This is a genomic window from Bradyrhizobium sp. (genome assembly GCF_028868675.1).
Taxonomy (GTDB): Bacteria; Pseudomonadota; Alphaproteobacteria; order Rhizobiales; family Xanthobacteraceae; genus Bradyrhizobium.
This window is the reverse complement of the sequence record NZ_JAGWUA010000094.1, coordinates 1-17,731: the sequence shown is the minus strand read 5'-3', so window position 1 is coordinate 17,731 and position 17,731 is coordinate 1. Positions and strand designations below refer to the sequence as shown.

General features: G+C 66.6%; 21 protein-coding genes. 6 read left to right on the top strand and 15 right to left on the bottom strand.

The features are described 5' to 3' along the window. From KGM94_RS14055 to KGM94_RS14000, 12 genes are all read right to left on the bottom strand, one after another. Nucleotides 1–1,490 (bottom strand): sodium/proton-translocating pyrophosphatase (locus tag KGM94_RS14055; RefSeq protein ID WP_300259810.1); only part of this gene is annotated, 1,490 nt, incomplete at its 3' end. Nucleotides 1,491–1,689: 199 nt separating this feature from the next. Further along, the gene (gene thiL, locus KGM94_RS14050; RefSeq protein WP_300259808.1) at nt 1,690–2,691 is read right to left on the bottom strand and encodes a thiamine-phosphate kinase; all 1,002 of its coding nucleotides are present in this window, start codon (nt 2,689–2,691) and stop codon (nt 1,690–1,692) included. A 113-nt stretch (nt 2,692–2,804) separates the two neighbouring features. Further along, the gene (gene nusB / locus KGM94_RS14045) at nt 2,805–3,302 is read right to left on the bottom strand and encodes a transcription antitermination factor NusB (protein WP_300259806.1); all 498 of its coding nucleotides are present in this window, start codon (nt 3,300–3,302) and stop codon (nt 2,805–2,807) included. A 2-nt stretch (nt 3,303–3,304) separates the two neighbouring features. Further along, the gene (gene ribH, locus KGM94_RS14040) at nt 3,305–3,796 is read right to left on the bottom strand and encodes a 6,7-dimethyl-8-ribityllumazine synthase (RefSeq protein WP_300259804.1); all 492 of its coding nucleotides are present in this window, start codon (nt 3,794–3,796) and stop codon (nt 3,305–3,307) included. An 89-nt stretch (nt 3,797–3,885) separates the two neighbouring features. Beyond that, nucleotides 3,886–4,494 carry a riboflavin synthase gene (locus tag KGM94_RS14035; RefSeq protein ID WP_300259802.1) on the bottom strand — a complete coding sequence of 203 codons (609 nt, stop codon included), beginning with the start codon at nt 4,492–4,494 and terminating at the stop codon, nt 3,886–3,888. Further along, on the bottom strand, nt 4,494–5,642 hold the full coding sequence (gene ribD, locus KGM94_RS14030; RefSeq protein ID WP_300259800.1) for a bifunctional diaminohydroxyphosphoribosylaminopyrimidine deaminase/5-amino-6-(5-phosphoribosylamino)uracil reductase RibD: 1,149 nt from the start codon (nt 5,640–5,642) through the stop codon (nt 4,494–4,496). The genes KGM94_RS14035 and ribD overlap by 1 nt, the downstream gene beginning before the upstream one ends. Beyond that, the gene (gene nrdR / locus KGM94_RS14025; protein WP_300259798.1) at nt 5,639–6,121 is read right to left on the bottom strand and encodes a transcriptional regulator NrdR; all 483 of its coding nucleotides are present in this window, start codon (nt 6,119–6,121) and stop codon (nt 5,639–5,641) included. The genes ribD and nrdR overlap by 4 nt, the downstream gene beginning before the upstream one ends. A 26-nt stretch (nt 6,122–6,147) precedes the next feature. Further along, nucleotides 6,148–7,452 carry a serine hydroxymethyltransferase gene (glyA, locus tag KGM94_RS14020; protein ID WP_300259796.1) on the bottom strand — a complete coding sequence of 435 codons (1,305 nt, stop codon included), beginning with the start codon at nt 7,450–7,452 and terminating at the stop codon, nt 6,148–6,150. A gap of 298 nt (nt 7,453–7,750) precedes the next feature. Next, a complete protein-coding gene (locus KGM94_RS14015; RefSeq protein ID WP_300259794.1) occupies nt 7,751–7,972 on the bottom strand; it encodes a hypothetical protein in 222 nt (73 codons plus the stop codon). A gap of 37 nt (nt 7,973–8,009) precedes the next feature. Continuing rightward, nucleotides 8,010–8,234, bottom strand: coding sequence for a hypothetical protein (locus KGM94_RS14010; RefSeq protein WP_300259792.1), 225 nt, complete (start codon nt 8,232–8,234; stop codon nt 8,010–8,012). 202 nt (nt 8,235–8,436) lie between these two features. Next, nucleotides 8,437–8,955, bottom strand: coding sequence for a MarR family winged helix-turn-helix transcriptional regulator (locus KGM94_RS14005; protein WP_300259789.1), 519 nt, complete (start codon nt 8,953–8,955; stop codon nt 8,437–8,439). A gap of 459 nt (nt 8,956–9,414) precedes the next feature. Then, nucleotides 9,415–9,876 (bottom strand): DUF6163 family protein, encoded by a 462-nt coding sequence (locus KGM94_RS14000; RefSeq protein ID WP_300259787.1) that lies wholly within the window; start codon nt 9,874–9,876, stop codon nt 9,415–9,417. 158 nt (nt 9,877–10,034) lie between these two features. On the opposite strand from KGM94_RS14000, the gene hemB reads away from it, so the two are divergent. From hemB to KGM94_RS13975, 5 genes are all read left to right on the top strand, one after another. Continuing rightward, nucleotides 10,035–11,096, top strand: coding sequence for a porphobilinogen synthase (hemB, locus tag KGM94_RS13995; RefSeq protein WP_300259785.1), 1,062 nt, complete (start codon nt 10,035–10,037; stop codon nt 11,094–11,096). Between the two features lie 179 nt (nt 11,097–11,275). Beyond that, complete coding sequence (locus KGM94_RS13990; RefSeq protein WP_300259783.1) at nt 11,276–11,836, top strand: RDD family protein; 561 nt, start codon at nt 11,276–11,278, stop codon at nt 11,834–11,836. A gap of 91 nt (nt 11,837–11,927) precedes the next feature. Continuing rightward, nucleotides 11,928–12,704, top strand: coding sequence for an arginyltransferase (locus KGM94_RS13985; protein ID WP_300259781.1), 777 nt, complete (start codon nt 11,928–11,930; stop codon nt 12,702–12,704). Between the two features lie 195 nt (nt 12,705–12,899). After that, nucleotides 12,900–13,130 (top strand): AbrB/MazE/SpoVT family DNA-binding domain-containing protein, encoded by a 231-nt coding sequence (locus KGM94_RS13980; RefSeq protein WP_300259778.1) that lies wholly within the window; start codon nt 12,900–12,902, stop codon nt 13,128–13,130. After that, on the top strand, nt 13,120–13,518 hold the full coding sequence (locus KGM94_RS13975) for a PIN domain-containing protein (protein WP_300259776.1): 399 nt from the start codon (nt 13,120–13,122) through the stop codon (nt 13,516–13,518). Before KGM94_RS13980 ends, KGM94_RS13975 begins: the two co-directional genes overlap by 11 nt. Nucleotides 13,519–13,578: 60 nt before the next feature. Here the strand turns inward: KGM94_RS13975 and KGM94_RS13970 are convergent, their stop codons facing one another. Continuing rightward, complete coding sequence (locus tag KGM94_RS13970) at nt 13,579–14,946, bottom strand: Nramp family divalent metal transporter (protein WP_300259774.1); 1,368 nt, start codon at nt 14,944–14,946, stop codon at nt 13,579–13,581. 164 nt (nt 14,947–15,110) lie between these two features. Here KGM94_RS13970 and KGM94_RS13965 point away from each other — a divergent pair, with 164 nt between their 5' ends. Then, complete coding sequence (locus KGM94_RS13965) at nt 15,111–16,355, top strand: MFS transporter (protein ID WP_300259772.1); 1,245 nt, start codon at nt 15,111–15,113, stop codon at nt 16,353–16,355. On the opposite strand, the gene KGM94_RS13960 is transcribed toward KGM94_RS13965, so the two are convergent. After that, nucleotides 16,352–16,786: a universal stress protein gene (locus tag KGM94_RS13960; RefSeq protein WP_300259770.1), complete on the bottom strand. Its 435-nt coding sequence runs from the start codon at nt 16,784–16,786 to the stop codon at nt 16,352–16,354. The genes KGM94_RS13965 and KGM94_RS13960 overlap by 4 nt on opposite strands. A gap of 80 nt (nt 16,787–16,866) precedes the next feature. Then, a partial coding sequence (locus tag KGM94_RS13955; protein WP_300259768.1) for an adenylate/guanylate cyclase domain-containing protein occupies nt 16,867–17,731 on the bottom strand: 865 nt, incomplete at its 5' end.

Genomic DNA, 17,731 nt, shown 5'->3' with positions numbered 1-17,731 from the left:
CCGTTGCCGATGAAGAACTTGAGGTCCTGGTTGTAGGCCGCGAACAGCACCAGCGCGCCGAGACCGGCGGAGCCGATCGCGTAGCCCTTGGTGACCGCCTTGGTGGTGTTGCCGACCGCGTCGAGCGCGTCGGTCGACTTGCGGACCTCCTTGGGCAGACCCGCCATTTCGGCGATGCCGCCGGCGTTGTCGGTCACCGGGCCGAACGCGTCGAGGGCGACGATCATGCCGGCGAGCGCCAGCATGGTCGCGGTCGCGATCGCGATGCCGAACAGGCCGGCGAGGCTGTAGGTGACGAGGATGCCGGCGATGATGACGATCGCGGGCAGCGCGGTCGCTTCCATCGAGACCGCGAGGCCCTGGATCACGTTGGTGCCGTGGCCGGTCACCGAGGCCTGGGCGATCGACTTCACCGGGCGATAATCGGTGCCGGTGTAGTATTCGGTGATCCAGATGATCAGCGCGGTGACGACGAGGCCGACCACGCCGCACTCGAACAGCGCCATGCCGGTGTAGTCGACGCCCTCGAGCTTGCCGAAGCCAATCAGGGAGTAGATCACGACGGCGATGCCGACCAGCGACAGGATGCCGGTGGCGATCAGGCCCTTGTAGAGCGCGCCCATGATCGACTGGCTCGCGCCGAGCTTCACGAAGAAGGTGCCGGCGATCGAGGTGATGATGCAGACGCCTCCGATCGCGAGCGGCAGCGTCATCATGCTGCCGAGGATCTGCGTCTTGGCGAAGAAGATCGCGGCGAGAACCATGGTGGCGACCGCGGTCACCGCATAGGTCTCGAACAGGTCGGCGGCCATGCCGGCGCAGTCGCCGACGTTGTCGCCGACGTTGTCGGCGATCGTGGCCGGGTTGCGCGGATCATCCTCCGGGATGCCCGCCTCGACCTTGCCGACGAGGTCGCCACCGACGTCCGCACCCTTGGTGAAGATGCCGCCGCCGAGACGCGCGAAGATCGAGATCAGCGAGGCGCCGAAGCCGAGCGCCACCAGGGCGTCGACGACGGTGCGGCTGTCGGGCGCGAGCTTCAGCGAATAGACCAGGAAGCCGTAATAGAGCGTCACGCCGAGCAGCGCGAGACCGGCCACCAGAAGGCCGGTGATGGCGCCGGCCTTGAAGGCGAGCTCGAGGCCGCCGGCGAGCGAGGTCGTCGCGGCCTGCGCGGTACGCACGTTGGCGCGGACCGAGACGTTCATGCCGATGAAGCCCGCCGCGCCCGACAGGACCGCGCCGATGGCGAAGCCGACTGCGACCAGCACGCCGAGGAAGTAGGCGAGCAGCACGAAGATGACGACGCCGACGATGCCGATCGTCGTGTACTGGCGCCGCAGATAGGCCTGCGCACCCTCGCGCACGGCGCCGGCGATCTCCTGCATGCGCGGACTGCCCGCGTCAGCCGCCAGGACCGAGCTCGTGGCCCAGATTGCGTAAACAATGGAAAGCGCCCCGCAGAGCACGATCAACCATAGTGCTGTCATTTGAATTCTGCCTCAGATCCCTTGTGTATCCCCAGCGCCGCAGATCGGGCGGCGCACAAAAACAGGGCCCTGCCCGGAAGGGCAGCCCTAAATCGGCGGGGACCATGCCAAAATCGCCATGCCGGTGCAACGCCGGAAGCGCGAAAATCATCGATTTCGGCAGGTATTTAGGTCGCAGACGTCTGCCTGCCGGAAATCGCTAGAAGTGACTGTAGGACAAGCGCTTGAGGGCCAGTTCCCGCCCGGCGGCATCGACGAAGCGGGACGGCGTGCCGTCGGCCACGATCGAGCCGATCGCCGCCATGGCCACGCCGGCCGCCCGCGCCGCGGCGCGGATCGCCTCGCAACGCTCCTCGGGCACGGTGCACAGAACCTCGTAGTCGTCGCCGCCGGACAGCAGCGTCTCGATCCCGACCGTCCCGCGCGCGACCAGTGCGGCGGCCGGCGCGGACAACGGCACTTTCGCAGCCTCGATCACCGCCGAGACGCCCGAGGCCGTGCAGAGCTTGGCGAGGTCGCCCGCGAGGCCATCGGAGACATCCATCGCCGCATTGGCGGATTCGCGGATCGCGAGAGCCAGCGCGTTGCGCGGCTGCGGCACGCGATAGCGGCCGATGAGCAGTTCCCGCTCATCCTGATCGGAAGCCAGCGCGCTTGCCGCGGCGCCGCCCTCGAGGATATCGAGACCGAGCGCGGCGTCGCCGATCGTCCCCGTCACCATCACGCGGTCGCCGGGCCTTGCGCCGGTGCGGCCGACCATACGGCCCGTCGGCACGCGGCCGAAAGCGGTGATCGAGATCATCTGCGGGCCCGGCGTGGAGACGGTATCGCCGCCCAGGAGCGGGCAGCCAAAATGCACGGCGTCTTCGCCGAGCGCGTCGGCGAACGGCTGCAGCCAGTCGTCCTCGGCCTTGCGCAAGGCCAGCGTCAGCAGGAAACCGGCCGGCACCGCGCCCTTGGCGGCGAGATCGGACAGGTTTACGCGCAGCGCCTTGCGCGCGATGGTGTCGGGCGGATCGCTCGCAAGATAGTGCACGCCTTCGACCACGGCATCCGTGGTGAGGACGATGTCCTCGCCCGCTGCGCGCAGGATGGCTGCGTCGTCGACCAAACCGAACGCGCCGGGGTCGGTCGCGAGCGGCTTGAAATAGCGCGCGATCAGGGCGTCTTCGCCGGACGCAGGTTTGCTGCCATTCGTCATGCCGCCCGTCACATTCCGGCGTCATTGCGAGCGAAGCGAAGCAATCCACAATGTATCCGCGGAGACAGTCTGGATTGCTTCGTCGCTACGCTCCTCGCAATGACAGCCTAAAACTACCCTCGCCCTAACTCGTCGCCGCGAAAATGGCGGCCGATCTGGTCGAGCACCGCGTTCACCATGCCGGTCTCCTCGCGATCGACGAAGGCGTTGGCGACGTCGACATATTCGGACACCACGACGCGGCCCGGCACGTCCTTGCGATGCTGCAATTCGTAAGCCCCCGCCCGCAGCACCGCGCGCAGGATCGCCTCGATCCGCTTCAAGGGCCAGCCCTTCGACAGGGCGTCGTCGATCAGGGGGTCGAGTTGTTTCTGGTCACGCACCACGCCCGAGACGATGTCGCGGAAGAACGCCGCTTCCGCCGGCAGATATTTTTCGCCCTCGACCTCGCCGCCGAGCCAGTGGCTTTCGAACTCGGCGAAGATGTCGTTGATCCCGGCCCCCGCGATGTCCATCTGGTAAAGCGCCTGCACGGCGGCAAGCCGTGCCGCGCCGCGCCGGTTCGCCTTCTTCTCCGCGCCGCCCGCCTGCTTCCTGGGATTGTCCGCCATGGTCAGGCCCGCGCCAGCCGGCGCTTGATGCGCAGCATGGCGATGGCCGCGCGCGCGGCGTCGCCGCCCTTGTTGAGCTCGCTGGCACGCGCCCGCGCCCAGGCCTGGTCCTCGGTGTTGACCGTGAGGATGCCGTTTCCGAGCGGCAGCTTGCGCGACACCGCGAGATCCATCAGCGCGCGCGAGGATTCCATCGAGACGATCTCGAAATGGATGGTGTCGCCGCGGATGACGCAGCCGAGCGCAATGACGGCGTCATAGGGCTTGCCGTGACTTGCCGCCGCATCGACCGCGACGGCAACCGCCGCCGGAATTTCAAGAGCGCCGGGAACCGTGACCACGTCATGGGAGAGGCCCGCCGCCTTCAATTCGGCGACCGCGCCTTCCAGCAGCGCATCCTGAATGTCGTCATAGAAGCGCGCCTCGACGATCAGCGCCCGTGCGCCGGACACGTCGGTCGTATCTTTCAGGGGAGCGCGCCGCGCGTCTGCCATTGAGTACCTACTCCGTCGTTGCCGGGCTTGCCCCGGCACCTCTTAAGACGATGAATGCGCGGGTCAAGCCCGCGCATGACGATCCTCCGTCACTTCATCTCCGTCAGCCGGGCGGCGTAACGGGCCATCAGGTCGACCTCGATATTGACCTCGTCACCGGCGCGCCAGCCGCCGATGGTGGTGACGCCGAGCGTGTGCGGGATGATCAACACCGAAAAGGTCACGTCCGCGACCGTATTGATGGTCAGCGACACGCCGTCGAGCGTGATCGAGCCTTTCGGCGCGATGAAGCGTGCCAGCTCCCGCGTGGTCTCGAGCTCGAACCGCGCCATGTCCGGCAGGTTCTCGCGGGCCACGATGGTCGCGATCCCGTCGACGTGCCCGGCGACGATGTGGCCGCCGAGTTCGTCGCCGATCTTCAGCGCCCGCTCCAGGTTGAGCCGCGTGCCCACCTTCCAATGTCTTGCGGTCGTCAGCCGCAGCGTCTCGGCGGCGGTGTCGACGTCGAACCAGGTCTTGCCGCCCTCGACGCCCGAGGCCACGACCGTCAGGCAGACACCGTTGCAGGCGATCGAGGCGCCGTCGGCAATGGTCGAGCGATCGTAGCGGCAGGCGATGCGCAGGCGATGCAGTTGCCCCTGCGCGGTCGGCGTCAGGCCGACGATCTCGCCGATATCGGTGACAATGCCGGTGAACATCAGGCGCGCTCGTAGATGGTGAGGTTATCCCCGTCGAACGTCTCGCTAGCATGAACCTTGAAGGCCTGCGACTGCGTGATTTTCGACAGCGGTAATGCATCGAGCGCATCGACGCCGCCCTCGCCGATCGCTTCGGCCCCACGGAACAGCCAGACCTCGTCGACGAGATCGGCCGCCACGAAGGATGCCGCAACGCGGCTGCCGCCCTCGACCATCAGCCGGGTGATGCCCTTTTCGGCGAGCACGCGCAGCACAGCGGCAAGATCGAGCCCCGTCCCGCCGCCGGCCGGTACGCGGACAACCTGTGCGCCGGCGGCGCCGAAACGGGTTGCCGCAGCCGCCTCGGCCAGCTCGGAGCCGATCACCCAGAGCGGCGTCTGGCGCGCGGAATGGACCAGCCGGCTCGTGGGGGGAATGCGCAGGCTGCGGTCGAGCACGACGCGCACCGGCGAGCGCGCCTCCATGCCCGGCAGGCGGCAGGTGAGAAGCGGATCGTCCGTAAGCACCGTGCCGATGCCGACCAGGATCGCGTCGCTCTGCGCGCGCAACAGATGCACGCGGTTGCGCGCGGCCTCGCCGGTGATCGCAAGCTGCTTGCCGCCGGGACCGCCGATCTTGCCGTCGGGCGAGACCGCGAGCTTCAGGATGACATGCGGGCGACGGTTGCGGATGCGGCGGAAGTGGCCGGCATGGTCGCGCGCGGCTTCCGCCGCACACAGCCCGACGTCGACCACGATGCCTGCAGCGCGCAACCTCGCAAGGCCCTGCCCCGCGACGTCCGGATTGGGATCCTCGATCGCCGCGACCACGCGCTTGATGCCGGCGGCGATCACCGCGTCCGCGCAAGGCGGCGACTTGCCGACATGCGAGCACGGCTCGAGCGTGACGTAGAGGGTCGCGCCGCGCGCCGCCTCACCTGCCCGCCGCAACGCTTCCGGCTCGCCGTGCGGCCGGCCGCCGGCTTGCGTCCAGCCGCGGCCGACGATGACGCCGTCCTTGACGATGACCACGCCGACGGCCGGATTGGGCCAGGTGCGGCCGAGCCCGCGCCGACCGAGCGTCAGCGCGAGTTGCATGAAGCGCCGGTCGGCGTCCCTGGAGTCGCGGGCCTTCTGCGCGAGCTGGTCTTCCAGGATGCGGAAGATCATTTGCGCAGCGTCGCGAGCCGCGCTTCCTCTTCGCCGGAGAGCTCGCCGAGCACGTCGGCAAAGTCCTTGGCCTCGCGGAAATTGCGATAGACGGAGGCGAAGCGCACATAGGCGACGTCGTCGAGCGTGCGCAGATGTTCCATCACGGTCTCGCCGATCACCTCGGAGGAAATCTCGGATTCGCCGGCGCTTTCGAGTTCGCGCACGATGGCCGAGACCATCGCCTCGACCCGCTCGGGCTCGACCGGCCGCTTGCGCAGCGAAATCTGCACCGAGCGCATCAGCTTGTCGCGGTCGAACGGCACGCGGCGGCCGTTGCGCTTGATCACGGTGAGCTCGCGGAGCTGCACGCGCTCGAAGGTGGTGAAGCGGAAATTGCAGGCGACGCACACGCGACGCCTGCGGATCACGGACGAGTCCTCGGTGGGACGCGAGTCCTTTACCTGCGTATCGAGACTGTTGCAGTTCGGACAGCGCATCCGGCTCGGACCTTGTTGCCTGGACCTTACTGATAGATCGGGAATCGATCGGTGAGCGCCTTGACCCGTTCCTTGATCGCGACCTCGACCAGCGGTGCCTTGCCGTCACTGGACTGCGCGATCGCGTTGAGCACCTCCGCGATCATGCCGCCGACCTGCTTGAACTCGGCAACGCCAAAACCGCGGGTGGTCGCCGCGGGCGTGCCGAGCCGCAGGCCCGATGTCACGAACGGCGTCTCGGGATCGAACGGAATGCCGTTCTTGTTGCAGGTGATGGCCGCACGGACCAGCGCCTTCTCCGAGACGTTGCCCTTCAGGCCCTTCGGCCTGAGATCGACCAGCATCAGATGGTTGTCGGTGCCGCCGGAGACGATGTCGAGCCCGTGGCTGCGCAGCGTCTCGGCCAGCGCCCTGGCGTTCTCGACGATGTTCCTTGCGTAGACCTTGAAGTCCGGCCGCAGCGCCTCGCCGAAGGCGACCGCCTTCGCCGCGATCACGTGCATCAGCGGACCGCCCTGCAGGCCCGGGAAGATCGCCGAGTTGAGCTTTTTGGTCAGCGTCTCGTCGTTCCACAGGATCAGGCCGCCGCGCGGACCGCGCAGCGACTTGTGCGTCGTGGTCGTGGTGACGTGGGCGTGAGGCACCGGCGAGGCATGCACGCCGCCGGCGACGAGGCCGGCGAAATGCGCCATGTCGACCAGCAGATAAGCGCCGACACTGTCTGCGATCTCGCGGAAGCGCTTGAAGTCCCAGGGGCGCGAGTAGGCCGAGCCGCCGGCGATGATCAGCTTCGGCCTGACCTGCTCCGCCTGCCTGGCGACGGCATCCATGTCGATGAGTTGGTCCTCGCGGCGCACGGTATAGTGCGCGGCCTTGAACCATTTGCCGGACATGTTGACGGGCGAGCCGTGGGTGAGATGGCCACCGGCCGCGAGGTCGAGGCCCATGAAGGTGTCGCCGGGCTGCAGCAGCGCCAAGAACACCGCCTGGTTCATCTGGCTGCCGGAGTTCGGCTGCACGTTGGCAAAGCCGGCGCCGAACAGCTTCTTGGCGCGCTCGATCGCCAGATTCTCGGCGACGTCGACCCATTCGCAGCCGCCATAGTACCGCGCGCCGGGATAACCTTCGGCGTATTTGTTGGTCATCACCGAACCCTGCGCTTCCAGCACCGCGCGGCTGACGATGTTCTCGGAGGCGATCAGCTCGATCTCGTGGCGCTGCCGGCCGAGCTCACCCTGGATCGCGGCGGCGATCTCGGGGTCGGCCTGGGTCAGGGACGCCGTGAAAAACGAATCGGGCGCGGAGGCGGTCTTGGCGCTGGAAGACGTCATCTTGCGAATATCTCCACGGCCGCAGCCTTTTGGCGGGGCTACGGTCGGTCTGGTGTGGCGGTCGGAAGCAAGCGGCGATCTACCACATCGCCCCGCCCCGGCCAAGCATCTGGGGGTACGGGACTGATATTTATGCAAGATATGGTGGGAATCGGGAAGATTTCGATGCGCCTGCCGACAGGCATGACGGGTCATCGGCGGCAAACCAGACTGCGCCCGATCGGGCGGTGCCGGGTACCGCCGCATCTTCAGGAAGGATCGGTTCCCGTGTCCGGAAAGCGGAGTTAGCCGCCTCTCCTCACAAACCGGTGTAACCGGCTTTCACCGGGTCCACGCTGCCGTCGAGCTGGCGCAGATAGATCAAGCCGCAGACCGTCAGGCGGTGGCTGTCGGTCTCGCCGGCCTCGAACAGCGTGGTCACGTACGCCGTCACCCTGGCACGCGCCTCCGCGCTCGCGGCCGCAGTGCGGTTCGCGATCAGGTCATAGGTCAGCATGATGCGGTCGATGGCGGCTTCCATGGCATCCTCTGTACGGGGTTGATCTGCGGAAACGGGATCAGGCAAGCGTGCCGGCCTCGAACTTCGCGATGGCCTTGTTGGCGAGCCTCAGCTTGTTGAACTCGCCATGCTCGATCAGCGTCACGATGATCCCGAGGAGGCGCTCGTTGGTGGCGAGCGTATCTGGGATGGCACCGGAGCGGCGCAGATAGTTCGCGGCGATGGCATAGGCCTCGCTCACGATTTCCACGTTCACCGTTTGCAGTCCGCGCTCGACCAGCATCGCAAGCCTCCGATCCGGAGAGATAAGCCGCGAGGACGGAACTGGTTCCGCGCGCAGATCGAGGAATCTCGCAGAAGCGAACGGAAAAACGCACCGGTCCGGGCGGAGCCGGGCCGGCGCGATTGGGGAAGTTTCGAGATCGTCGGGAGGCTTGCCGGTCTTGTTGAACGGGCCGGCTTGGCCTTGATCCCTTCGATGAAACTCAGAGACGATACAGGATCTGGTCGGTCCAGAACCGCTCGAGGCGGTGCAGCGACTTGTTCAGCGTGGAGAACTCCTCGCCCGAGATGCCGCCGACCTGCTCGACCGTCTTGACGTGCTTCTGGTAGAGCGCCTCGACGATGCGGCGGACTTCCTGGCCCTGCGGGGTCAAGCGGATGCGCACCGAACGGCGATCGACGCGCGAGCGCTGATGATCGAGGAAGCCGAGCTCGACCAGCTTCTTCAGATTGTAGGAGACGTTGGAGCCGAGATAGTAGCCGCGCGTGCGCAGTTCGCCCGCGGTCAGCTCCTTGTCGCCGATGTTGTAGAGCAACAGCGCCTGCACCGAATTGATGTCGGCGCGGCCGCGGCGATCGAATTCGTCCTTGATGACGTCGAGCAGGCGGCGATGCAGCCGCTCCACCAGAGTCAAAGCTTCCAGATAGAGCGACTGCACCGATCCCTGTGGGCCGGAAACGCGCTCTGCGGTATCTGCCGCAGTTGCGACGGCTTTCATCATGACACTTCCCCTGTTGTCGTTCTTATCGACACTTATTCGACGAAACTTCTGTCCCGCCTGATAGCTGCAACTTAAGGGGGCCGTTTGAAGATCAGCTTAAACAAGACAATAAAGAGATCATGAATTCAAGACAGTGAATCGCGGATTAAGCCTGTGGCACAAGGACTTTTCGCAACCGTCTGTTGACGGTGGCCATATCCTGTTCACCATCCGTCCGCCTGCACCTGTCGCATTCCAACACAGCCTGCCCTGTTTCGAAACGAGGCCGTAACGGATGTGGCGGATCGGTTCCGCACCGCGAAGATTCATCGCAAACTTGACGCAACCTGCCGTCAACCACGAATGCGCACAACAACGCCCTTGCGCCCCGGACAAGGCGTACCGCGCGAGCGTTGCGCTGGGTCCCGGCTCTGCGCCGCAGCGCAAGCGCGCTGCAGCGCGTCCGGGACACGAAAGTAGCTATGGCGGGCGCTCGCGCGCGGCCATCCAGGCGAGCGCGAGATAGGCGCCGAGCATCACGGCTTCGACCACGACGACGAGAAGGCTGCCGCCGTAGATGCCGGGAAACATCAGCTCGATCACCGCCATCGACACCACGGTCGTCAGCCACACCACCGCGCCCCAGGGCGTCGCAAGCCAGAGCCCGACCGCGGCGACGAGCTCGATCACGGCGAAATAGACGGTGGCGGCCTGCCAGGCCATCGACTGGTTCTCGAACGCGTCGTCCTCGCCGCCGACGAAGCCCGTCACCTGCGCCCAGTGATAGAGGCCCTTCAGGATCGACAGCACCGCCATCACGCGCAGGAACAGCACGAGCCGCCGCGTCCAGACGTTGTCGTCCGACTCCGGCCGCTCCGAAGCGATTGCCGTCACCGAAATGGCGTTGTCGCAGGCGGCATCGCGGGTCGAGGTCTCGGACATGGTTTCCTGTTCGCTGCGGCAAATGCGCCGCGCTCCCCTTCTGGCCGCTTCCCCCCGCAAAATCAATCGGTCAGCCATCAGCTTGCGGCAGGTCAAGCCGCGGTGACGGGAACCATGCGAGCTGTTATAAGAACAGTTCTATCCTCGGAGACAGCGACATGGCGATCAAGTACGGACGTCCGATCGAATTGCGCGAGGTGGCGCGCGGCGCAGGCGCGGTGGCCGCCCCTGCCCTGGATCTGACCGTCCGCCCGCGCCGCAACCGCAAGTCGGAATGGGCCAGGCGCATGGTGCGCGAAAACGTGCTCACCACCGACGATCTGATCTGGCCGCTGTTTCTGATCGACGGCAGCAACAAGCGCGAGGCCGTCGCCTCGATGCCCGGCGTCGACCGGCTCAGCGTGGACCAGGCCGTGCGCGAGGCCGAGCGCGCGATGAAGCTCACCATCCCCTGCATCGCGCTGTTTCCCTATACCGACCCTTCGCTGCGCGACGAGGAGGGCTCGGAGGCGACCAACCCGAACAACCTGGTGTGCCAGGCGGTGCGCGCGATCAAGAAGGAATTCCCCGAGATCGGCATCCTCTGCGACGTCGCGCTCGATCCCTTCACCAGCCACGGCCATGACGGCCTGATCGCCGACGGCAAAATCCTGAACGACGAGACGGTCGCGGTGCTGGTGCGGCAGGCGCTGGTACAGGCGGAAGCCGGTTGCGACATCATCGCGCCCTCCGACATGATGGACGGCCGCGTCGGCGCGATCCGCGAGGGGCTCGACCGCTCGGGCCTGCTGGACGTACAGATCATGGCCTATGCGGCGAAATACGCATCCGCCTTCTACGGCCCGTTCCGCGACGCGATCGGCTCGGCCAAGACGCTGACCGGCGACAAGCGCACCTACCAGATGGACAGCGCCAATTCCGACGAGGCCTTGCGCGAGGTCGAACTCGACATCGCCGAGGGCGCCGACATGGTGATGGTCAAGCCCGGCATGCCCTATCTCGACGTAGTGCGACGGGTGAAGGACAATTTTGCGATGCCGACCTTCGCCTACCAGGTGTCCGGCGAATATGCGATGATCGCGGCGGCCGCCAACAATGGCTGGCTCGACGGCGAGCGCGCGATGATGGAAAGCCTGCTCGCCTTCAAGCGCGCCGGCGCCGACGGCGTGCTGAGCTATTTTGCGCCGAAGGCGGCGGAGAAGCTGAAGGCGCAGGGGTAGGCTCTCTGCATCCTCGGAGTCGTGCCGGCGTTCGCCGGGACAACATTGAGGGAGCGTGCTCGAGCTACCAGTCCTCGAATCGCCGGAATATTTCCGATTGTTAACGCCGGCGCGCCCTTGGCACGGGGCCGGGCTGTTCCCATGTGCTGCCTCGGGACTTCCCCTTGGGAGAACGGACCATGTCTTACTCGGACCCGGGCAATCCGGACGCCTATTCCAACGCCTGGCGCAATGACGGCGGGGTTCGGCCGCATGCCTACGACCCCTACTTGCAGCCCGAGTTGTTTCGCGGCGTGGCGACGCGGCGCGTGTTCGCGTTCCTGATCGACCTTCTGGTGATCGCGGTGCCGGTGATTCTCGGCTACCTCTTCATCGCACTGTTCGGCCTCGTCACGCTCGGGCTCGGCTGGGCGCTGTTCTGGCTGGCCTGGCCGGCCTCGGTGATCTGGGCCGTGGTCTATTACGGCGCCTGCATCGGCGGTCCCCATTCGGCAACTCTCGGCATGCGGGTGATGGACCTGGAGTTGCGCACCTGGTACGGCGCGCCCGGCTATTTCGTGCTCGGCGCGATGCATGCCGTGCTGTTCTGGGTGTCGATTTCGTTCCTGACGCCGTTCGTCGTGCTGGTCGGCCTGTTCAACGGCCGCCGCCGGCTGCTGCACGACATCGTGCTTGGAACCGTGGTCATCAACAATTCCCTCCGCGCGCGTCTGCCGCAGCAGGCGGCGAGGACCTATTGACCGTCCGCAGAACCAGCGGCAGAAGCAGCGGATTGACCGGGGGCCTCCATGGCGCGATGCTGACCACTGCTTCGGAGGCCCCCGACGTCCCTTGACCCAGCACTCGCGCGATACCCCCCAGTTCTACCTCACGGCGCCCTCGCCCTGCCCCTATCTGCCCGGCCGGCATGAGCGCAAGGTGTTCACGCATCTGGTCGGCGACCGCGCCGGCGACCTCAACGACCTCCTGACCCATGGCGGCTTCCGCCGCAGCCAGTCGATCGCCTACCGCCCGGCCTGCGACCAGTGCCGCGCCTGCGTCTCGGTGCGGGTGATCGCCAACGAGTTCCGTCCCTCCCGCAACTTCCGCAAGGTGATGGCGCGCAACGCCGACGTCATCGGCGAGCAGCGCAGCGCGGTGCCGACCTCCGAGCAGTACTCGGTGTTCCGCAGCTATCTCGACGCGCGGCATCGCCACGGCGGGATGGCCGACATGACCGTGCTCGACTACGCCATGATGGTCGAGGACAGCCATGTCGAGACCCGGATCGTCGAATACCGTCGGCGCGGACCGGACAGCGGCATCAGCGGCCGCGGCGAGGAGCTGCTCGCGGTCGCCCTGACCGACGTGCTGAGCGACGGCCTGTCGATGGTCTATTCCTTCTTCGACCCCTCGCAGGAGGTGCGCTCGCTCGGCACCTTCATGATCCTCGACCACATCGCACGCGCGCGCCGCCAGGGACTGCCCTACGTCTATCTCGGCTACTGGATCGATGGCTCGAAGAAGATGGACTACAAGGCGCGCTTCCTGCCGCAGCAGCGGCTCGCGCCCTCGGGCTGGCTGCGCGTCGACGCGAAGGGCGACGCGGCATCGGAGCCGCAGGATTGAACTGGCGAGTGGCGCATAGTGAGTGGCGAATAGAAACAGCCATTCGCCACTCACCCGACCAACACATCCGCCAGCAGCTTCAGGTTCAGAATCACGATCACCCCGGCCGCCCCTGCCGAGAGGTTGTTTCCGTTCGCCTTGACATCTTCAGCGCTAGATATACATTATGGAAAATGTATATCCAACGGAGATGACATGCAGGTCGCGAAGTGGGGAAACAGCCTCGCCGTCCGCCTCCCCGCAGGGGTGGTCGAGGCGCTTCAGCTCAGGGAGGGCGACGAGATCGAGATTCACGTCGCCGGAACGAGAGAGTTCGGCGTGGCGAGGAAACCCGCCCGGGAGGAGCTTCTGAAGCGCTTGCGCAGCTTTCGTGGCCGTCTTCCCGCCGATTTCAAGTTCGATCGAGACGAGGCGAATGCCCGCTAGCTTTTTCGATACGAACGTCCTCGTCTATCTCGCGTCAGGGGACGCGACGAAGGCGGATCGGGTCGAACGAGCCCTTTCGCGCGGCGGCGTGATCAGCGTGCAGGTGCTCAATGAGTTCGCCAACGTAGCGCGGCGGAAGATGCGGTTGTCCTGGACGGAGACGCATGCGCTCTTGAGCCTGCTGCGAGGCCTGCTCACGGTCAATCCCGTGACGCTTGATATTCATGAGACCGGTCTCGATCTGGCTGAACGCTACGGCATTCCGATCTGCGACGCCATGATAGCAGCTTCGGCGCTTCACGCCGGCTGCCCCACCCTGCTCTCCGAGGACTTCCAGCACGGGTTGGTGTTGAAGGAAGGACTTCGGATCACCAATCCCTTTGTGTGAAACGCAGCTCACGTACCGACGCCACACGCGTCGCGACGACCATTCGCTGCTCGCCGCCGCTCACCAGATAAACGTATCTGCCAGCAGCTTCAGGTTCAGAATCACGATCACGCCGGCCACAAGCCAGGCCAGTCCTGCCGCCGCGCGGGGAATCGCGAAGCCGCCCATCTTCGTCGGATCGGAGACGAACCGGATCAGCGGGATGACCGCGAACGGAAGCTGCATCGACAGCACCACCTGGCTGAACACCAGGAGATGCGCCGTGCCGCGTTCGCCGTAGAACGCGGTGACGGCGATCACCGGCAAGATGGCGATGCCGCGGGTGACGAGCCGCCGCGCCCAGCTCGGCAGGCGCAGGTCGAGAAAGCCCTCCATCACGATCTGGCCGGCGAGCGTCGCCGTGACGGTCGAGTTGAGGCCGGAGGCGAGCAGCGCCACCGCGAACAGCGTCGAGGCGATCGACAGGCCGAGCAGCGGCGACAGCAGCTCGAAGGCCTGGCCGATCTCGGCGACGTCGGAATGTCCGCTCCTGTGGAAGGTCGCGGCGGCCAGCACCAGGATGGCGGCGTTGATGAACAGCGCCAGCATCAGCGCGATGGTCGAGTCCGCCGTCGCCCAGCGAATGGCGTCGCGCCGTCCTTCCTCGGTGCGCTCATAGGCGCGGGTCTGCACGATCGAGGAATGCAAATAGAGATTATGCGGCATCACGGTCGCGCCGATGATGCCGATCGCGATGTAGAGCATCTCGGCGTTGGTGAAGATCTCGGTCGAGGGCGCAAAGCCGCGCAGCACCCCTGCGACCGGCGGCGCCGCCGCCGCGATCTGGATCGTGAAGCAGACCGCGATGACGACGAGCAGCGCGATCACGAAGGCCTCGAGGAAGCGGAAGCCCCGGTTCATCAGAAGCAGCAGCAGAAAGGCGTCGAGCGCTGCGATCAGCGCGCCGCCGATCAGGGGAATGCCGAACAAGAGTTTCAGCGCGATCGCGGTGCCGATCACCTCGGCGAGGTCGCAGGCGATGATTGCAGCCTCGCACGCGATCCAGAGCAGGAAGTTGACCGCCGGCGAGTAGGTGGCGCGGCAGGCCTGCGCGAGGTCGCGATCGGTGGCGATGCCGAGCCGCGCGGCGAGCGCCTGCAGCAGGATCGCCATCAGGTTGGACAGCAGGATGACCGAGAGCAGCGCGTAGCCGAACTTCGATCCGCCGGCGAGGTCGGTCGCCCAGTTGCCGGGATCCATGTAGCCGACCGAGACCAGATAGCCGGGACCGGCGAAGGCGAGCAGCCGCCGCAGCCAATGGCCGCCGGACGGGATGGCGACGGTGCCATTGACCTCGGGAAGGCTCGGGCGGCCAGCCGCCTGCTCGCGCCAGCCGGCGGGGTCGGGAATGAGGGAATCAGAAGGCAAGCCGGGTAACCGCACGTCCATGGAAGCAGGATGGCTGAAATCGAGCTTTATTGCAACTCATTTGCAACTGCATCTAGCCACCTAGGTTCCGCCTGCGACGCCGTCCCGCACGATCGGGAAGCGGGTGGGCTCGGCCGCCCTGGCTGCGAATACTGGCATTCGAACGCGCTTCCAGGAAATGAGCCATGTCAACCGCCCCGCGCCTGCCCACCACCTTCAACCGCCTCGCCTGGTCCAATCTCGCGGCGCAATCGGCCGAACAGATCGCGCTTGCCGCAGCTCCGATCGTAGCCGTGCTCGCGCTCGGCGTCGCCGAGGGTGAGACCGGCCTGCTGCAGACCGCCCTCACCCTGCCCTTCGTGCTGTTCGCGATCCCCGCGGGTCTCCTCGCCGACCGCATCTCCCGCCGCAGGCTGATGGCCGGCGCCGAAGCGCTGCGGGCTGCCGCGTTGACGGCGATCGTGCTGCTGATCTCGCTCGGCGCGCTATCGCTGCCCTTGCTCGCTTTGCTCGGCTTCGCCGCGGTCTGCGGCACGGTGGTCTACAGCGTGGCGGCGCCGGCGCTGGTGCCCTCACTGGTGGGGCCAGACCTGCTGCCGGCGGCGAATGCGCGGATCGAGCTCGCCCGCACCATCGCCTTTGCCGGCGGCCCCGCGCTTGGCGGTGCGCTGGTCGGCTGGCTCGGCGCCAGCCCCGCCTTCGGCTTTGCCGCCGCCCTTTCTGCGATCGCCGTCGTGCTGCTTGCCGGCATGCATGAGCCGGCACGCGCCGCCGCGCAGCGCCGGCATCCGCTGCAGGAGATCCGGGAAGGCGCAGCCTTCGTGTTCAACCACGCGCTGCTGCGACCGGTCTTCGTCACCCAGTTCATCTTCAACACCGGCTGGTTCCTGCAGCTCGCGGTGTTCGTGCCTTATGCGGTGCGGCATCTCGGCCTGTCGGCAAGCGGCGTCGGCATCGTGCTCGCGATGTACGGCGTCGGCATGGTGATCGGCGCGCTCCTGGCAACGCGAGTGATGCGACGCCTCGCCTTCGGCACCGTGGTCGGGCTCGGACCGGTGACCGGCTTCGCCGCATCGGTGGTGATGGCGCTGACGGTGCCGATCCCGACGCCGTGGCTCGCGGCCCTGAGCTTCTTCCTGCTCGGCGTCGGACCGATCCTCTGGGTGATCTCGACCACGACGCTGCGGCAGTCGGTGACGCCGCCAGGCCTGCTCGGCAGGGTCTCCGCGATCAACATCATGGCCTATGGCGCGCGCCCGCTCGGCTCCGCACTGGGCGCGATCGTCGGCGGGCTCTCCGGCGCGGAAACGTGCCTCTATATCGCTGCGGGGTTCTTCGCGGCGCAGGCGCTGGTCATCCTGCTGTCGCCCGCGGTCGCGCTCGACCGCCAGCCGGAGATGGCCGGCGAGAGCCGGCCGGCGCGGGCCTAGCGATAGACCAGGATCGGCACCGAAGAGTGCGTCAGCACCTTGAGCGTCTCGCTGCCGAGAATGGCCGATACGCCGCGCAAGCCGTGCGAGGCCATCACCACGAGATCGCAGCCCTGGCTCTTCGCGGTTTCGACGATCGCCTCATAGGGCTTGTCGCGCTCGATGCACAGCGTGCTGCAGGCGACGCCTGCGCTCTCGGCGTCGTTGCGCACGGTGTCGAGATATTTCTGGGTCTGGGTTGCGACCAGCGCCTTGTATTGCTCCAGCGCCTTCGACGCCGCGTTCGGATCGACCACGAGGGATTGCAGCGGTGTCGACACGACCACGGCCGTCACCCGGGCTCCGATCGTCTTCGCCAGCGCGACGCCGTGCTTCATCGCCGCCTTGGAGAGTTCCGAGCCATCGGTGGGAAGCAGAATATGCTTGTACATGTCGCGTCCGTTCCTCCTTGGAAAACAGGCTGAGACAGGAGCGGCAGGATTGCATTGACCTGCGTCAACCGGCGTGAAGCTCACGGCGCGAGATAGCGCTCGTAGCCGTCGTTCAGGACGCCGTCTGCGCCGATGTCGGGATCGAGCGTGTAGAGATCCTGCGCCCGGCCGATGCCGCGCAGCGCGTAGCGACCGGTCGAGATCAGGTAGCGCCGGCCGGCCTCGTCCAGCGCGGCATGGAATTCAGATGAAGCCACGAGCTCGCGATCGACCGAGCGGCTCATCGATGCGATGCGGCTGACCTCGTTGACGGCGGGCCCGACCACGGTGAAATCGAGCCGTTCCTCGCTGCCGATATTGCCGTAGAAGACCTCGCCGACATGCAGGCCGATATAGGCCGACGTGGTCGGCCGGCCGCCGGCGTCGCGCCGTGCGTTGAGCTCGGCGAGGTTCCTGCGGAACAGATGCTCGGCGCGCAGCGCCGCGCGGCTCGCGACCGCCATGTCGCCGCCGGTGAAGATCGCCAGCACGCCGTCGCCGATCAGCTTCAACACGTCGCCGCGGGCGTCGTGGATGGCCTCGATCGCGGCCTGCGCATAGTCGTTGAGGAACGGAATGATCTCGTCGGGCCCGATGCTCTCGCTGATCCCGGTCGAGCCGCGCAGGTCCGAGAACCAGAGCACGGCGCTGATCCGCTCGGTGACGCCGCGAAAGATGCGGCCGCGCAGGACCTGCTCGGAGGCGTCGCGGCCGAGATAGACGCGGCCGAGCGTACGCACGATGTCGACCTGCTGCGCCGACTTGATCGCCAGCCCCAGCAGCGGTACGAGGTCGCGCAAGGCGGCGAGCTGGCCTTCCGTGAAGCCCTCGGGCCGCCGGGTCGTCCAGTAGGAGTAGAGGCAATCCATCTGGCCGAGCGCGCCGGTCTCGCCGAAACGGTGCACG

Coding starts and splice junctions, on each gene's coding strand:
- KGM94_RS13975 (WP_300259776.1), top strand. CDS start 13,120: ATGCCCGCTAGCTTTTTCGATACGAACGTCCTCGTCTATCTCGCGTCA.
- KGM94_RS14000 (WP_300259787.1), bottom strand. CDS start 9,876: ATGTCCGAGACCTCGACCCGCGATGCCGCCTGCGACAACGCCATTTCG.
- KGM94_RS13990 (WP_300259783.1), top strand. CDS start 11,276: ATGTCTTACTCGGACCCGGGCAATCCGGACGCCTATTCCAACGCCTGG.
- nrdR (WP_300259798.1), bottom strand. CDS start 6,121: ATGCGCTGTCCGAACTGCAACAGTCTCGATACGCAGGTAAAGGACTCG.
- ribH (WP_300259804.1), bottom strand. CDS start 3,796: ATGGCAGACGCGCGGCGCGCTCCCCTGAAAGATACGACCGACGTGTCC.
- ribD (WP_300259800.1), bottom strand. CDS start 5,642: ATGATCTTCCGCATCCTGGAAGACCAGCTCGCGCAGAAGGCCCGCGAC.
- thiL (WP_300259808.1), bottom strand. CDS start 2,691: ATGACGAATGGCAGCAAACCTGCGTCCGGCGAAGACGCCCTGATCGCG.
- nusB (WP_300259806.1), bottom strand. CDS start 3,302: ATGGCGGACAATCCCAGGAAGCAGGCGGGCGGCGCGGAGAAGAAGGCG.
- KGM94_RS14010 (WP_300259792.1), bottom strand. CDS start 8,234: ATGCTGGTCGAGCGCGGACTGCAAACGGTGAACGTGGAAATCGTGAGC.
- KGM94_RS13960 (WP_300259770.1), bottom strand. CDS start 16,786: ATGTACAAGCATATTCTGCTTCCCACCGATGGCTCGGAACTCTCCAAG.
- glyA (WP_300259796.1), bottom strand. CDS start 7,452: ATGACGTCTTCCAGCGCCAAGACCGCCTCCGCGCCCGATTCGTTTTTC.
- KGM94_RS14035 (WP_300259802.1), bottom strand. CDS start 4,494: ATGTTCACCGGCATTGTCACCGATATCGGCGAGATCGTCGGCCTGACG.
- hemB (WP_300259785.1), top strand. CDS start 10,035: ATGGCGATCAAGTACGGACGTCCGATCGAATTGCGCGAGGTGGCGCGC.
- KGM94_RS13965 (WP_300259772.1), top strand. CDS start 15,111: ATGTCAACCGCCCCGCGCCTGCCCACCACCTTCAACCGCCTCGCCTGG.
- KGM94_RS14005 (WP_300259789.1), bottom strand. CDS start 8,955: ATGATGAAAGCCGTCGCAACTGCGGCAGATACCGCAGAGCGCGTTTCC.
- KGM94_RS13970 (WP_300259774.1), bottom strand. CDS start 14,946: ATGGACGTGCGGTTACCCGGCTTGCCTTCTGATTCCCTCATTCCCGAC.
- KGM94_RS14015 (WP_300259794.1), bottom strand. CDS start 7,972: ATGGAAGCCGCCATCGACCGCATCATGCTGACCTATGACCTGATCGCG.
- KGM94_RS13980 (WP_300259778.1), top strand. CDS start 12,900: ATGCAGGTCGCGAAGTGGGGAAACAGCCTCGCCGTCCGCCTCCCCGCA.